The sequence below is a fragment of the Natronorubrum marinum genome, from assembly GCF_052040125.1.
Classification (GTDB): domain Archaea; phylum Halobacteriota; class Halobacteria; order Halobacteriales; family Natrialbaceae; genus Natronorubrum.
The window spans coordinates 1-15302 of record NZ_JBPPFV010000003.1 but is presented as its reverse complement, the minus strand read 5'-3'; the positions used below and the strand labels follow the sequence as shown (position 1 = coordinate 15302).

The 15302-nt window shown below is 65.1% G+C and carries 13 protein-coding genes and 1 rRNA gene; 9 read left to right on the top strand and 5 right to left on the bottom strand.

Annotated elements, in window-relative coordinates:
• Positions 1-33: 33 nt before the first annotated feature.
• Positions 34-627, top strand: coding sequence for a DJ-1/PfpI family protein (locus tag ACSFC5_RS16420; RefSeq protein WP_440766331.1), 594 nt, complete (start codon positions 34-36; stop codon positions 625-627).
• 190 nt (positions 628-817) lie between these two features.
• The gene (locus ACSFC5_RS16415) at positions 818-1486 is read left to right on the top strand and encodes an HAD family hydrolase (protein WP_440766330.1); all 669 of its coding nucleotides are present in this window, start codon (positions 818-820) and stop codon (positions 1484-1486) included.
• Between the two features lie 42 nt (positions 1487-1528).
• Here the strand turns inward: ACSFC5_RS16415 and ACSFC5_RS16410 are convergent, their stop codons facing one another.
• The 3 genes from ACSFC5_RS16410 to ACSFC5_RS16400 all read right to left on the bottom strand — a co-directional run bounded on the left by ACSFC5_RS16410 (position 1529) and on the right by ACSFC5_RS16400 (position 5217).
• The gene (locus ACSFC5_RS16410) at positions 1529-3892 is read right to left on the bottom strand and encodes a DEAD/DEAH box helicase (RefSeq protein WP_440766329.1); all 2364 of its coding nucleotides are present in this window, start codon (positions 3890-3892) and stop codon (positions 1529-1531) included.
• Between the two features lie 91 nt (positions 3893-3983).
• The gene (locus ACSFC5_RS16405; RefSeq protein WP_440766328.1) at positions 3984-4583 is read right to left on the bottom strand and encodes a DUF7978 family protein; all 600 of its coding nucleotides are present in this window, start codon (positions 4581-4583) and stop codon (positions 3984-3986) included.
• A 118-nt stretch (positions 4584-4701) separates the two neighbouring features.
• Positions 4702-5217, bottom strand: a complete 516-nt coding sequence (locus ACSFC5_RS16400) for a PH domain-containing protein (protein ID WP_440766327.1) — start codon at positions 5215-5217, stop codon at positions 4702-4704.
• Positions 5218-5457: 240 nt separating this feature from the next.
• Between ACSFC5_RS16400 and lipA the strand changes: the two genes are divergently transcribed.
• From lipA to ACSFC5_RS16370, 6 genes are all read left to right on the top strand, one after another.
• Positions 5458-6429 carry a lipoyl synthase gene (gene lipA / locus ACSFC5_RS16395; protein ID WP_440766326.1) on the top strand — a complete coding sequence of 324 codons (972 nt, stop codon included), beginning with the start codon at positions 5458-5460 and terminating at the stop codon, positions 6427-6429.
• 275 nt (positions 6430-6704) lie between these two features.
• The gene (pdhA, locus tag ACSFC5_RS16390) at positions 6705-7811 is read left to right on the top strand and encodes a pyruvate dehydrogenase (acetyl-transferring) E1 component subunit alpha (RefSeq protein ID WP_440766325.1); all 1107 of its coding nucleotides are present in this window, start codon (positions 6705-6707) and stop codon (positions 7809-7811) included.
• Positions 7812-7815: 4 nt separating this feature from the next.
• On the top strand, positions 7816-8835 hold the full coding sequence (locus ACSFC5_RS16385; protein ID WP_440766324.1) for an alpha-ketoacid dehydrogenase subunit beta: 1020 nt from the start codon (positions 7816-7818) through the stop codon (positions 8833-8835).
• 1 nt (position 8836) lies between these two features.
• Positions 8837-10492 (top strand): dihydrolipoamide acetyltransferase family protein, encoded by a 1656-nt coding sequence (locus ACSFC5_RS16380; protein ID WP_440766323.1) that lies wholly within the window; start codon positions 8837-8839, stop codon positions 10490-10492.
• 75 nt (positions 10493-10567) lie between these two features.
• Positions 10568-12067, top strand: coding sequence for a dihydrolipoyl dehydrogenase family protein (locus ACSFC5_RS16375; RefSeq protein WP_440766322.1), 1500 nt, complete (start codon positions 10568-10570; stop codon positions 12065-12067).
• Between the two features lie 146 nt (positions 12068-12213).
• Entirely contained in the window at positions 12214-13356 is a 1143-nt protein-coding gene (locus ACSFC5_RS16370) for a multicopper oxidase domain-containing protein (RefSeq protein ID WP_440766321.1), read from the top strand.
• Between the two features lie 206 nt (positions 13357-13562).
• On the opposite strand, the gene ACSFC5_RS16365 is transcribed toward ACSFC5_RS16370, so the two are convergent.
• Both ACSFC5_RS16365 and ACSFC5_RS16360 read right to left on the bottom strand, forming a co-directional pair.
• Positions 13563-13859: a DUF7521 family protein gene (locus ACSFC5_RS16365; protein ID WP_440766320.1), complete on the bottom strand. Its 297-nt coding sequence runs from the start codon at positions 13857-13859 to the stop codon at positions 13563-13565.
• A complete protein-coding gene (locus ACSFC5_RS16360) occupies positions 13856-14233 on the bottom strand; it encodes a helix-turn-helix domain-containing protein (protein WP_440766319.1) in 378 nt (125 codons plus the stop codon). Before ACSFC5_RS16360 ends, ACSFC5_RS16365 begins: the two co-directional genes overlap by 4 nt.
• Before the next feature lie 964 nt (positions 14234-15197).
• Between ACSFC5_RS16360 and ACSFC5_RS16355 the strand changes: the two genes are divergently transcribed.
• Positions 15198-15302 (top strand): 16S ribosomal RNA (locus ACSFC5_RS16355); the annotation flags it as partial.

Sequence of the window (15302 nt, the reverse complement as noted above, 5' to 3'; positions counted from 1 at the left end):
ATACGTTTTACCTCCCCAGCCCTCCGTTCGGGTATGGCCGAAACCACTGCCGAAATCGTGCTATTCGAGGGCTTCGACGAACTGGACGCGATCGGTCCCTACGAAGTGCTCGAGAACGCCGCCCAAGCGGGCGCCGACCTCGAGACGAGCCTGGTGACCCTCGAGGAGACGGACATGGTGACCGCGAGTCACGACCTGCGCGTCGAGTCCCAGGGAACGCTGGGCCAGCCCGACATCCTGATCGTCCCCGGCGGGGGCTGGACGACGGCGAACGAGGGCGTCCGCGCGGCCGTCGACGACGGAGCGCTGGCCGACGCGGTCGACGAACGGTTCACCGAAGGCTCGACGGTCGCCTCGGTCTGTACCGGCGCGATGGTGCTCGCCGAGGCGGGCCTGCTCGAGGGCCGGCCCGCGGCGACCCATCCGGTCGCGGAGGAGGACCTCGAGGCGTCCGCGGCGAACGTAGTCGACGAGCGGATCGTCGACGACGGCGACGTGCTGACCGCGGGCGGCGTCACGTCGGGGCTGGATCTGGCGCTGTGGATCGTCGAGCGCGAGTTCGGCGAGGAGATCGCGAGCGAGGTGAGTGAGCTGATGGAGTACGAGCGCGGCGAAGTGTTCGGCTAGTCGTTTTCTGCCCAGCTTCCGTTCTCAATCTGCACGCTGACTTGTGCATAGCGGACAGCAACTCCACGAAAGCCCCTGCCGCTTTCGTGGTGCTCATAACCAGTTCGGCAGCGGTCAATATCGCGAACCCGAGTCTGATCGGTTGCTCCTTGCCAAACGGCTATCCGTGACGGCCGGGTAGCCCGCCCACATGACCGACACGAGCGCGGTGCTGTTCGATATGGACGGCGTCCTGATCAACAGCGAGGACTACTGGGTCCAGTTCGAACGCGAGGAGCTCTTTCCCGACGCCGTCCCCGACGACGACGTCGACCTCGCCGAGACCAGCGGGATGAACTTCCGCGAGATCTACGACTACCTCGAGGACGAGTACGGCACCGCTATTACTCGCGAGGAGTGGATCGACCGCTTCGAGGGAGCCGCCGAGGAGATCTACACCGAGCGCGTCGACCTCTTGGACGGGACACACGACCTCCTCGAGCAATTGAAGGAGGAGGGCGTCCCGACCGCCGTCGTCTCCTCTTCCCCCCACGACTGGATCGGGATGGTCACGGAGCGCTTCGACCTCGAGGACGGGTTCGACCACGTGATCAGCGCCGACGATATCGACGCAGCGAGCAAGCCGGAGCCCGACGTCTTCGAGCACACAGCCGACGAGGTCGGCGTCTCCGCCGAGGACTGTGTCGTCGTCGAAGATTCGGAGAATGGGATCGAGGCGGCGGCTCGAGCCGATACCGTCGTCGTCGCCTACCGGATCGACGCCCACGGCGACATCGATTACTCGCCGGCGGACGAGGTCGTCGATTCGGCCGACGGGGTTCGGGAGGCGGTGCTCGAACGGGCGACGTCGAATAACTAGTGACGCGGAGTTGTGGGAACGGAATCCGTCCGCTCGCCGTTCTCAGACGACGTCGACGGTCCGTCGTTCGTGGATCGGCAGGAGCGGTTCCTCGGGAAAGACGATACTGACGGTGTACTCGAGTTTCTCGGCGTCGGCGCCGAAGACGCCGACGGGAACCGTGTCCTCGTCGCGCAGGTAGGTGCTCGTGGCGGTCATCTCCACTTCGTTGACGGTCACCCGAATGCCCGCCCGCGCGGGTTCGCCGACGTTGCGGACCGTCACCTCACAGACGTCGTTCTCGCCCGTCGCGATGGTCTCGGGGAACTGGCCCCAGTCGATTTCGATGGCGGGGAGCGACTGCGCGCCCTCGTAGACGCGCTCGGCGACGCCCTCCGAGAGGTCGGCAGCGACGAGTCCCTCGATACCCGTTTCGACGATATCGCCGGGCGTCGACAGCCCCTCCGTCGACAGCTTGCTCGCCCGCCCCGGCCCGACGCCGTCGATGGCGGTCAGGCCGACCGCGTCCTCGGCGACGCCGTTCTCGATTCGGGCCTCGACCCGGCGGGCGAGGTTGGCCACGTGCGGTCCCGCGAGTCGGTCGAGAAACGCCCCGAGCGCGGAGATGAGTCGCGTCGCGTTGCGACGGATCACCCACGCGTCGCTCGAGAGCTCCGTCGGCGTCGAACCGTCCGCGGCACCCCGGAGGATCGCGAGCACCTTCCGCTGGCCCGCCTCGAGATCGTCCGTCTCCCGGCCGACGAGCACCGCGTTGACCGCGTCGCGTTCGGACTGGCGGGCCGAGACCGAGTCGAACTCCTCGGCGGTCGCGACCGCCTCGAGGATGTCGTCGGCCGCGAGCGTCTCGCCGTCCTTGCCGGCGCGATCGCACAGTTCCGCGAACGTGACGGCCGTCGCGAGGCGCAGGTAGTACTTCGAGGCCAGCACGCCTCGCGGCGTCGCCTCGATCGAGAGGGTCTCCGGGTCCATCTCCACGAAGCCGCGATCGACCAGCTGCTCGAGGCAGTCCCGGACGCGCCCGCGGAGGTTCGGGAAGTCGTACTCCTCGGGCTTCGACTGGCCGCGGACGTAGTAGAAGGTCGTCTCGAGCCAGTCCATCACGTCCTCGAGATCGGTGATCGTCCCCATCGCGATCTCGGCGTTGAGGTGGGTCTCTAAGGTCTCCGCGAGGCGGGATTCGATCTCCTTGCCGTCGCGAAGCAGCCGTCGGTACTTGTCCGCGTCCGAGCCGTCACAGACCACCCAGCCGTAGCCGATATCGTCGTAGCCCGGGCGGCCCGCGCGGCCGAGCATCTGGAGCACGTCGAGGGGACTCATGTCGACTTCGCCCTCGAGGGGGTCGTGGATCTTCGTGTCCCGAATTACGACGCAGCGCGCGGGGAGGTTGACGCCCCACGCGAGCGTCGAGGTCGAAAAGAGGAGTTCGATGTGGCCCTCCTTGAACCACTCCTCGACGAGGTCGCGATCGTTCTTCGAGAGCCCGGCGTGGTGGAACGCGACGCCGTCGAGAACGGAGTGATAGAGCGTGTCGTCGTCGAGTCGCTCCTTCAGATCGGTGTGGAACTCGTACTCGCCGCGAACGCCCATCGGGATGTCGCGTTCGGCGATCTCGTCTCGCGCCTTCTTGGCCGCCTGGACGGTGTCCTGGCGGGACGAGACGAAGACGAGCGATTGGCCGTCCTCCCGAAGGTGTGGCTCTGCGAGGTCGATCGCCCGGTAGAGGCGGCGGTACTTGTCCGCAAAGGCGTTGTCGCCGTGCGTGTAGGTCTTGACGCCCGCGTTCAAATCGACGGGGCGGTACTCGTCGCCGAACTCGAAGGTGGTCTCGTCGGGCGCGTCGAGCCACGCGGCCACGTCGTCGACGTTCGGCATCGTCGCCGAGAGCGCGACGATGCGGGGATCACAGAGCCGGCGGAGGCGAGAGATCGTGACCTCGAGCACCGAGCCCCGTCGATCCGCGTCGAGCAGGTGGACCTCGTCGATGACGCAGACGTCGATGTCGGTGACGAAGTCGTAGCGTCGGGAGTCGTGTTTGCGGGTCGCCGAGTCGAGTTTTTCGGGCGTCATCACGAGGATGTCCGCGCGTCGCGCGCGCCGGGGATTCAGATCCCGCTCGCCGGTGACGACGTACACCGAGTAATCCAGTTCCTCGAAGCGGTCCCAGTCGTCTTCTTTTTCGTTCGTCAGCGCTCGCAGCGGGGCGATAAACAGCGCCGTCCCGCCGTCGGCGAGCGCCTTACAGATCGCCAACTCCGCGAGCGCGGTCTTGCCCGACGCCGTCGGCGCGCTCGCGACCACGTTTTCGTCGGACTCGAGCAGCCCTGGCAGTGCCTCGCGTTGCATCCGGTTGAACTCCTCGAAGGCAAAAGCGTCCGCGAATTCGGGAAGAACCTCGGCGACCTCCATCACCCTCACACGGGGAGTGACGGGTCAAAGGCGTTTCCTTCGAGGCGCGTTTCGGCGGGATGACGGAGAAACGGGCGACTCCAGTATCGGTCTATCGCGAGCCGAAAACGGCCGCGAGCACGGCTCCCGCCGTGGCGAACACCAGCGGGTAGAGGACGCCGCCGAGGACGACCGCGGGAAGCAGTTCCGGTGCAACCGAGCCGCTCGCTTCGATGCCGAAGAACGATCCCTCGGAACTGGATTCGGCGACGAGCGCGCCGAGACCCACGACGACGGCGTAGCCGATGGTCACCGGCGCGCCGACGGTGACGGCCTCGCCGATGTCGGCGACGTCCCACTGTCGGGCCAGCATGGCTCCCATCCCGAGCAGAACGAGCGGCGGGACGACGTACAGCAGCGTTGCGCTCGTCGAGCCGGACTCCGCGATGAAATCGACGGTGCTCGAACCCCCGAAGGAGCCGAACGAGCCCGTCGTCTCGATGTCGACCAGGTGGGCGTTGTAGACGTACCAGGCGACGCCCTTCCAGTCGGCGACGTCACCGCCGAAGACGTCGCGGACCTCGTCGACGATCAACACGTACGACACGAGATAGCCGATCGCGGCGGCCAGGACGCCGAGTCCCGCACTCGCCGCGACGCTCGAACCGCGCGATACCGCGCCGTTGGTGGCCGTCGACAGTTGTGACGCCATTGTGTCGACCCCGAAGGGGGGTTGAACTAATGGGTTTTGTGGTTCGAGTCGAGAATTATTCAGTAGTTACCACTTCGAAACGCGATTGAAGACCACGGAGAGCGCCGTCGAAAACGAGTTAGACGGCCGACTCGTCGGTCGACGTCTCCTCGAGTTGGTCGCTCAATAGACTCGAGGCGCGCTCGGGGCTGGGAACTCGTTCGAAGGTGAGTTCGGGGTCGCCGGAGCCGGCGGTGTAGACGGTCAGGTCGCCGTAGCCGAGCGCGCGGCCGATCACGCCCTGGCTGAGGCTGGTGTTCTGGACGCGGTCGAGACGAAACTGGGTGACGTCCCGCGAGACGACGCCGTACTTCTTGTACAGTTCGGAGGTCGTGATCACGTAGCGGGTGTTCGTCCAGACGAGATAGCGCGCGAACGCCAGCCCCGCGCCGCCGAGGGCGACGAGAACACCGATAATCGTCAGGAGTCCGACGCCGTCGCCCGCGGTCCAGCCGGCGAGGACGAGGCCGAGCAGCGCGACGACGACCCCGACCGGAAGACCCGCGCCCATCGTAATCGGGTGCGGACGGCTCTCCCAGACGACGTCGTCGTCGTCGCTGATGTGAAACCAGTCGGGAGTCGTACTGAAGGCCATCGCTCGAGGGTATTCCGCTCGCTCGGATAACGCTATCGGGGGTACGAGGGCCCTACCCTCACGTAACTCGGACATACTCGACAGACGAACTGTTCGAACGCGAGTACGGTCACAGGACGCAGGATCGAGCGTGTCGACCGATTCGACGACCGACGGACGGTGGCGGGTCGCGGCCGGTCGTCGTCGGGGACGGTCCGCAAAACCACCACGGTTTTTCACCGCGGGCCCCTTCGTACGGGTATGAGCAGCGCACGCAAGCCCGACTGGCTGAAGATGCGGCCGCCGTCGGGCCGGGAGTTCGCCGGCATCCGGGAGACGTTGCGCGAGCGCAACCTCCACACCGTCTGCGAGGAGGCTAACTGTCCGAACCTGGGCGAGTGCTGGTCCGGGGGAGCGGGAACCGGTGAGAGCGCGGGCGGGACGGCCACCTTCATGCTGATGGGGGATCGGTGCTCTCGAGCCTGTAACTTCTGTGACGTCGAAACCGGCGGGATGGAGCCGCTCGACCCTGACGAACCCGCGAACGTGGCGGAGGCGGTCGCCGAGATCGGACTGGACTACGTCGTCCTGACGAGCGTCGACCGGGACGATCTGCCGGATCAGGGAGCGGGCCACTTCGCGGAGACGATCCGGGAGATCAAAGACCGACATCCGGGTATCCTCGTCGAAGTCCTGATTCCCGACTTTCAGGGCGAAGAACGGCTCGTCCGGAAGATCATCGACGCCGATCCGGACGTGATCGCGCACAACGTCGAGACCGTCGAACGCCTGCAGTTTCCCGTCCGCGACCGACGCGCGGGCTACGAGCAGAGTCTCGGGGTGCTCGAGCAGGTCGAACGCGAGTCCGACATCTACACCAAGACCTCGATCATGCTGGGCCACGGCGAGTACGACCACGAGGTGTACCAGACGATGGCCGACCTGCGCGAACGCGGCGTCGACATCGTCACACTGGGGCAGTACCTCCGGCCCTCGCGGGATCACCTCGAGGTGCGACGCTACGACCACCCGGACAAGTACGAGACGTGGCGGCGGGTTGCCGAAGACGAACTGGAATTTCTCTACTGCGCCAGTGGTCCGATGGTGCGCTCGTCGTACAAGGCCGGCGAACTGTTCGTCGACGCCGTGCTCCGGGAGGGTAAAAGCGTCGAGGAAGCGAGAGCCGACGCACGCGACTCGAGTGTGCAACAAACCGAGCCAACCGGATCCTAAGTGGCGGTCGGCGCGTCGTTACGCTCGCTGTGACGCTTGCCAACGTATCACTTATTGTTAAACTCCCACTTTGTCCAGTCTTCGCTCTCCTCTCGAGCCAAAATTAGACGAATGAATTATAATATCCATATCTGAACAACTCCGTTCGAATATGGCGGAGAGCAACCGATATTTCTGTGCGTGGCTGGCAAGAATCTCTCGCATAGTAAACTTTTTTGGGAAACTCCTTTATCCCGAGCGATAGTTCTCTAGACTATGTACAGGTGGGTCTATCCGTGAGTACGTTACAGCGAAACCCCCGGGACCGAGTACAGATACTTGATGAGGGCGGTCGTGTCCTCGAGGGCGCCGAGGTGCCCGACCTGAGCGCCGAGGAACTCGTCCAGATGTACGAACAAATGCGGCTGATTCGCCACTTCGACGAGCGGGCGGTGAGCCTCCAGCGCCAGGGGCGGATGGGAACGTATCCGCCGCTGTCGGGACAGGAGGGCGCACAGATCGGTAGCGCCTACGCGCTCGCAGAAGACGACTGGGTGTTCCCCAGCTACCGCGAGCACGGCACCGCGCTGGTTCGCGGGATGAGCCTGAAACGCACGCTGCTCTACTGGATGGGCCACGAGCAGGGCAACCAGATCCCCGACGACGCCAACATCTTCACGGTCGCCGTGCCCATCGCGACCCAGATCCCCCACGCGACGGGGGCCGCCTGGGCCTCGAAGCTCACGGGCGAGGAGAAGGCGTTCCTCTGTTACTTCGGCGACGGCGCGACGAGCGAGGGCGACTTCCACGAAGGGCTCAACTTCGCCGGCGTCTTCGACACGCCGTCGGTCTTCTTCTGTAACAACAACCAGTGGGCGATCTCGGTCCCTCGAGAGCGCCAGACGGCCAGCGCCACGTTAGCGCAGAAGGCCGAAGCGTACGGCTTCGAAGGGGTGCAGGTCGACGGAATGGACCCGCTGGCCGTGTACAAGGTCACCCGCGACGCCGTCGAGAAAGCGAAGAACCCGGGCGAGGGCGAGCTCCGGCCGACGCTCATCGAGGCGGTCCAGTACCGCTTCGGCGCCCACACCACGGCCGACGATCCGTCCGTCTACCGAGACGACGACGAGGTCGAACGCTGGAAACAGAAGGATCCGATCCCGCGCCTCGAGAGCTACCTCCGGAACGAGGGGATCCTCGACGACGAGCGCGTCGCGGAGATCGAGTCCCGGATTCAGACGGACGTGGCCGACGCCATCGACGCCGCGGAGGCCGTTACGCGGCCCGATCCCGAGGAGATCTTCGCCCACGTCTACGAGGGAATGCCCAAGCGTTTACAGCGACAACTCGAGTACTTCGAATCGATTCGCGACCGACACGGCGACGACGCACTCCTGGAGTAATACTATGGCAGCAGAGACACAGACGGACGGAGACGCGGACGGAGCATCGGAGAGCCTCACGCTCGTACAGGCGGTTCGAGACGGCTTGCACACCGAGATGGAACGCGACGACGACGTCGTCGTTATGGGCGAGGACGTCGGGAAGAACGGCGGCGTCTTCCGCGCGACGGAGGGGCTGTACGACGAGTTCGGCGAGAATCGAGTGATCGACACCCCGCTTGCGGAGTCGGGAATCGTCGGGACGGCCATCGGCATGGCCGCCTACGGGATGCGTCCCGTTCCCGAGATGCAGTTCCTCGGGTTCATCTACCCCGCGTTCGACCAGATCGTCTCCCATGCCGCGCGCTTGCGGACGCGCTCGCGCGGGCGATACACGTGCCCGATGGTCATCCGAGCGCCCTACGGCGGCGGCATCCGCGCCCCCGAACACCACTCCGAGTCCTCGGAAGCGATGTTCGTCCACCAGCCCGGACTGAAGGTCGTCATCCCGTCGACGCCTTACGACACGAAGGGCTTGCTCACCAGCGCGATCCGCGACCCGGATCCGGTGCTCTTCCTCGAGCCGAAACTCATCTACCGGGCGTTCCGCGGGGACGTTCCGTCGGAGTCCTACGAGGTGCCCCTCGGCGAGGCGGCCGTCCGCCGTGAGGGGAGCGACATCTCGGTCTACACGTGGGGGGCGATGACTCGGCCAACCATCGAGGCCGCCGACAACCTCGCCGAGGAGGGGATCGACGCCGAAGTGATCGACCTCCGCACGCTGTCGCCGCTGGACGAGGACACCATCGTCGATTCGTTCAAAAAAACCGGCCGCGCGGCGGTCGTCCACGAGGCCCCGAAGACGGGCGGACTCGGCGCCGAGATCACGGCGACCCTCCAGGAGGAAGCGCTCCTCTATCACGAGGCGCCGGTCGAGCGGATTACGGGCTTCGACACGCCGTTCCCGCTGTACGCGCTCGAGGACTACTATCTGCCCGAACCGGCACGAATCGAGGACGGCATCCGCGACGCCGTGGGGTTCTAAGATGGTCAGAGAGTTCGAACTGCCGGACGTCGGCGAAGGGGTCGCGGAGGGCGAACTGGTCTCGTGGCTGGTCGCAGAGGGCGACGAGGTCTCCGAGGATCAGCCGGTCGCGGAGGTCGAGACCGACAAGGCCCTCGTCGAGGTTCCCTCGCCGGTCAACGGGACGGTCCGCGAGTTACACGTCGAGGCGGGCGAGGTCGTCCCGGTCGGGACGGTGATCATCTCGTTCAACGTTGAGGGTGAAGAAGAGGAACCGACGGAGTCCGAACAAGAACAGGCGAGCGAGCCCGCAGGCGTCGATGCACCTGACGACGCGGAGGCGCAGGCCGAAGACGGCGACCCTGCCGGCAGCTCCGACGCGCTCGGCGGCGAGGCGGAGGAGGCCGCAACGCCGCAGGACCGCGTCTTTGCGCCCCCGCGCGTGAGAAAAATGGCCCGCGAGGAGGGGATCGACCTCACCCGGGTTCGAGGCAGCGGCCCCGGCGGACGGATCACGGCTGTGGACGTCCAGGCCGCCGCGGGTGACGGACCCGCCGGCGACGGACAGATGCAGACGCAGGAGTCCGGCGGAGCGACCGCTGGCGAATCGACCGCGGCGGACGCCGACGACTCAAGCGAGGCGGGAACTGACGAGGGGATAGCAGCCGGTGCCTCGAGTCAGGCCCAGAGCGAGACGCGACCGTCGAGCGAGCCGCCAGCGAACGTCGAGTCCGCCGATCGCGAGAAGACGCTCGCCGCGCCGGCAACCCGTCAACTCGCTCAGGAGGAGGGAATCGACATCGATGCCGTTCCGACGGACGAGGAGCGCGACGGCGAGGCGTTCGTCACGCCCGAAGCGGTTCGGGAGTACGCCGAGGCCCAACAGCGGGCTCAGGAGGCCGACCGCGAGGCGATCGAGGCCGGCAAGTCCGTCGGTTCGAAGGGAACCGAGTTCGCCGAGGGCGAGCGCGAGCGCCGCGAACCGTTCAAAGGCGTCCGCAAGACGATCGCTGACGCCATGGTCGAGTCGAAGTACAGCGCGCCTCACGTCACCCACCACGACGAGGTCGACGTGACGGACCTGGTCGAAGCCCGCGAGGAACTCAAGCCTCGCGCCGAGGATCGCGGCATTCGGCTGACCTACATGCCGTTCGTGATGAAGGCGGTCGTGGCGGCGCTCCAGGAGTACCCCGAGATGAACGCGGTCATCGACGAGGCAAACGAGGAGATCGTCTACCGCGACTACTACAACATCGGGATCGCCACGGCGACCGACGTCGGCCTGATGGTGCCGGTGGTCGACGACGCCGACCGGAAGGGGCTCCTCCAACTCTCCTCGGAGATGAACGAGGTCGTCCAGAAAGCTCGTGAGCGGACGATCAGTCCCGACGAACTGCGCGGTTCGACGTTCACGATCACCAACGTCGGCGGCATCGGCGGCGAGTACGCCACGCCGATCCTCAACTACCCCGAGGCGGGCATCCTCGCGCTCGGCGAAATCAAACGCAAACCGCGCGTCGTCGCCGACGAACACGGCGAGGAGTCGATCGAACCGCGATCCGTGCTGACGCTGTCGCTGTCGTTCGATCACCGACTGATCGACGGCGCGGTCGGCGCTCAGTTCACGAACACGGTGATGGAGTATCTCGAGAATCCACACCTACTACTGCTCGAGTAACCGTAGGGCATCCTACCAGCTACCACTATCCACTATGTACACCGCAACACCGCACGCGAGGGAGGGAACGAACTGATGGTCGTCGGAGACGTCACAACCGGGACGGACGTGCTGATTATCGGCGCCGGGCCGGCCGGCTACGTGGCCGCGATCCGGGCCGGCCAGCTCGATCTGGATGTCACGCTCGTCGAGAAGGAAGCCTACGGCGGCACCTGTCTGAACCACGGCTGCATCCCGTCGAAGGCGCTGATCACGGCGACGGACGTCGCCCACGACGCCGCGACGGCCGAGGAGATGGGGATTCACGCCAACCCCGCGATCGACCTCTCGGGGATGGTCGCGTGGAAAGACGGCGTCGTCGACCAGCTCACCAGCGGCGTCGAGAAACTCTGCAAGGCGAACCAGGTCAACTTGCTCGAGGGGACTGCCACCTTCGTCGACGAAAACACCGTCCGCGTCTCTCACGGCGGCGAGGGACAGGGATCGGAGACCCTCGAGTTCGAACACGCCATCGTCGCGACCGGCTCGCGGCCCATCTCGATTCCGGACTTCTCGTTCGACGACGATCCGGTCCTGAACTCGCGACAGGCGCTCGCGCTGGACTCCATCCCCGACTCGATGGTCGTCGTGGGCGCGGGCTACATCGGCATGGAACTAGCCAGCGTCTTCGCGAAACTGGGGACCGACGTGACCGTGGTCGAGATGCTCGACTCGATCCTGCCGGGCTACGATGACGACGTCAAACGCCCGGTCAAACAGCGCGCGAAGGAACTGGGGATCGAGTTCGAGTTCGGCTACACCGCCACGGAGTGGTACGAACCGGACGGCGGCATTCGCGTCATCGCTGACCCCGTCGAGGACGCTGCGGCGGACGGCGGGAGCGAGGCGCGTGGTGCCTCGGACGACGCGAGCGGGAGCGCCGAAGCCGCGGAAGACGAACGCCTCGAACTCGACGTCGAGCGCGTGCTCGTGGCCGTCGGCCGCAGCCCCGTCTCCGACACGCTCGATCTCGAGGCGGCCGGCGTCGAGACCGACGATCGCGGCTTCATCGAAACTGATTCGCGCGCACGCACGAACGTCGATCACATCTTCGCCGTAGGTGACGTCGCTGGCGAGCCGATGCTCGCCCACAAGGGGAGCATGGAAGGACAGGTCGCCGCCGAAGTGATCGCCGGCGAGCCGTCGGCGATCGACTACCAGGCGATGCCGGCGGTCGTCTTCACCGACCCCGAGATCGCGACCGTCGGCATGACGGAGTCCGAGGCCGAGGAGACCGGCTTCGAGACGGTCGTCGGCCAGTTCCCGTTCCGAGCGAGCGGCCGCGCGCTGACGACCGGCGAGTCGGACGGCTTCGTCAAGATCGTCGCCGAGGAGTCCGAGGGGTACGTCCTCGGCGCCAGCATCGTCGGTCCCGAAGCCTCCGAACTCATCGGGGAGCTCGGGCTGGCGATCGAACTCGGCGCGACCCTCGAGGACGTCGCGTCGACGGTCCACGCTCACCCGACGCTTTCGGAGTCGGTGATGGAGGCCGCCGAGAACGCGCTCGGCCACGCGATCCACACGCTGAACCGATAGGGACGGCACTCACGTATCGAATCGTCAAACCGACTTTTTCGACCCGAACAGGTTCGTTACGCCCGGAAATCGGAGACGGACTTCCCGCTCGACGGGAATTACCTTCATAACCCTTCATGTGTCGGCCCTTCGGTTCAGGTGTGACCATGACATCTAACACTTCCCGCCGCATTCGACGGCGAACCGTCCTTTCAGCCGCCGGCACGGGCGCACTCGGTGCGCTCGCCGGCTGTACGGGTCTGCTCTCGAGCGACGACGGCGGCGACGAAGACGACTCGGACGGCGACGACGGTCCGCTGACCGACTACGAGTACACCGAGCCGCCACAGGTCGTCGACTTCGCCGAACAGGGCAACGAGGCGACGCTGCGAACCGTCCCCGCCCGCCACCAGCTCGTCACCGAGGCGGCCAGCGGCGGTCCCATCGAACTCCCCGAAGTCTGGGCCTGGCAGGCGGACGATCTCGCGCCGTCGGTTCCCGGCCCCATCTTCCGCATGGACGAGGGGGAGACGGTCGAACTCACTTACGACAACAGCGACCACGACCGACACCACACCGTCCACGTCCACGCCGTCGGGAAGGTCTGGGATGACGACGGCGCCCCCATCACGAACCGTACCTACGTCCGTGCCGGCGAGAGCCACACCTACACGCTCGAGGGTACCGTTCCGGGGACCCACGTCTATCACTGCCACTACCAGACGCACAACCACCTCGACATGGGCATGTACGGGATCTTCCGAGTCGACCCCGCGGACTACGAACCGCCGGACCGGGAGTACTTCTTCACGCTCCGCGACTGGGACAGCCGGATCCACGAGCGAGAAGCCGGCGGTGACGTCGACTACAGTCCGGTCGATCGGTCTCCTGACACCTACACGATCAACGGTCGGAGCGCCCCGACGACGTTCCACCCCGAACTCGGCACGCCGCTGATCGTCTCCGAGGGCGACACCGTCCATCTCAACATCGCGAACAACGGCTACGAGGCACACCCCTTCCACACGCACGGCCACCGGTTCACCGTCATCGAGAAGGACGGCTCGCCGATCCCCGAATCGGCACAGTACGAGGAGGACGTTATCAACATCGCCCCCGCGGAACGCTACACGCTCGAGTTCGAGGCCACTGCCGACCCGGGTATCTACCCGGCTCACTGTCACAAGGTCCACCACGTCACGAACCAGGGCAGCTACCCCGGCGGCATGGCGACCGCGATCGTCTACGAGGAAGCGATGGAGACCGACGAGTTCGCCGAAATCATGGACGACGCCGGCTTCGAGGGCTGAACGCGACTGCCGCCTTCAGACCGTGGCTCTGCAGGATGTCGATTTTTCGGCTCGCCCTTCCGCTTTTCTGATTCGCCGACTGAGGAGCGGTTCACGTCGAACCGCCGCCCTCGGAATCGCTCCTCGGCTCCGATCGGCTGCGAAAAACGCTCCCCCTCGAGACAGAAAGAGGCTCTTCACCGAGCGCGGTACGTCGAGTGAGTAGTCTACTGCACGTACAGCGAGTACGCGATCACGATGAAGCCGGCCAGAACGAGCAGACTCTCGAGCAAAATACCCAACGCCAGTTGGACGTTGAGCAGTTCGTAGAGCATTCCCGCGAGGACGAGTCCGAGCGTCACGAGCCCGAATCCGAGTGCGAGCATCCCGAGCGCGCGCTGTCGTGTCCGCCGATACGCCTTGAACGCGAAGTACGTGATGACGCTTCCGACGACGAGCACCAGCGTCTTGACGACCGCGAGTGCGAGTGCGATTTCGGTCGCGCCGGTGTGATGTGGGCTCATGTCTCCTTTCGAACCTCCGACCACAGTTCGGCCAGCCGTTCGTCCGCCGTCCGGGCCGGTCGCTCGATCTGCACCGCCAGCGACCGATCCTCGTCCAACGCGAGGGTGATCTCGTCGAACGCAACCGCGTACTTGCTCGCGTGGTGCCCGTCCTGGCGAATCTCGGTCGACTCCTCGAGCAACGTCGAGTCGGTCAACAGCTCGAGCTTTCGATACAGCGTCGACTGCGGGATCTCACACCGTTTCGTCAGCTCAGAAGCTGTCATGGGTTCCTCGAGATTCCGAATGATCTCTCGGCAGTCGGGGTCGTCGAGCGCGGAGCAGATCTCCTCCGCTGACGGCGTTGACTCCGAAGCGATCGGGTCCCGGACCATTCGTCTACTTCTTACGACGCACGTGGTTTATCGGCATCGATGCATCTGCCCGTCGTACCCTCGATACGTCCGAACTCGTTCGGTTCTCCGGCATGGCTACTCGAATCACGACAGGTTCTTGCGCGTGCACGCCCGACCACGAATCACGCGGGTCTCATTCGGCCCGACCGCGCCTGCAAGGGTGGAATGACCGGCCGACCTCCGCCCGCGTGATATTCTACTCGGGAGTCGATCGTCTGGAACGACTCGAGCTCGAGCACCGGCTGTGTGTCGTCGTGTAATCGTAGTGACTGACTGATGGAAAACCGTGCCATGGTAGCGGGTTCCGATGGTCGGATCGTTCGACGGCCTTATATAGCAACCCGGCACTCGATACTAATGCGAACGACGTGGCGAACGACGCCACGTTCCCTCTGGCCGTTTCCCGGCACGGAGGTAGACACTCCATCCACTCTCGCACCACTGCCATCGGTCCGATCCGGTGGCCTTATCCGTATACGGGCGCTCGAAACGTGATGTGCTCGTGGCCGGCTTCGCCGGTCGCGACGATCCGTTGCCCTTATACGTGACTGGGTATTCAGTTCGGATCGCGACCGATCCGCCGGATGCGGTTTTCGGCGATCTGCGATCCGACGCCCTTAAGTGTACGAGGGCACTCGGATGGATTGCAAAAGAAAATGTGATCGACGGGGCGTTCAACTCGCTCCGTCATCTCGGATCAACAGGGTTCGAAGGGGTTATGTACCCCAGACGACCTAGGAATAGATCCGAAGGAAATGAGGATCCTTCCCCTGCGGTCCGCCGTACAGAAGGGATCTGATGTTAGCCTTGGTAGTTCGGTGACGCTCGACCGGTCGTCGGTCTGGGTCGCCGAACGTGGACCCATTTATGTGTGAGTGTGTACAAGAAGTTACATTCACCGCCAAATGAACCCTCCCACCCACAAGGGTGGGAGTAATATAGCATTCCGGTTGATCCTGCCGGAGGTCATTGCTATTGGAGTCCGATTTAGCCATGCTAGTTGTACGAGTTTAGACTCGTAGCAGATAGCTCAGTAACACGTGGCCAA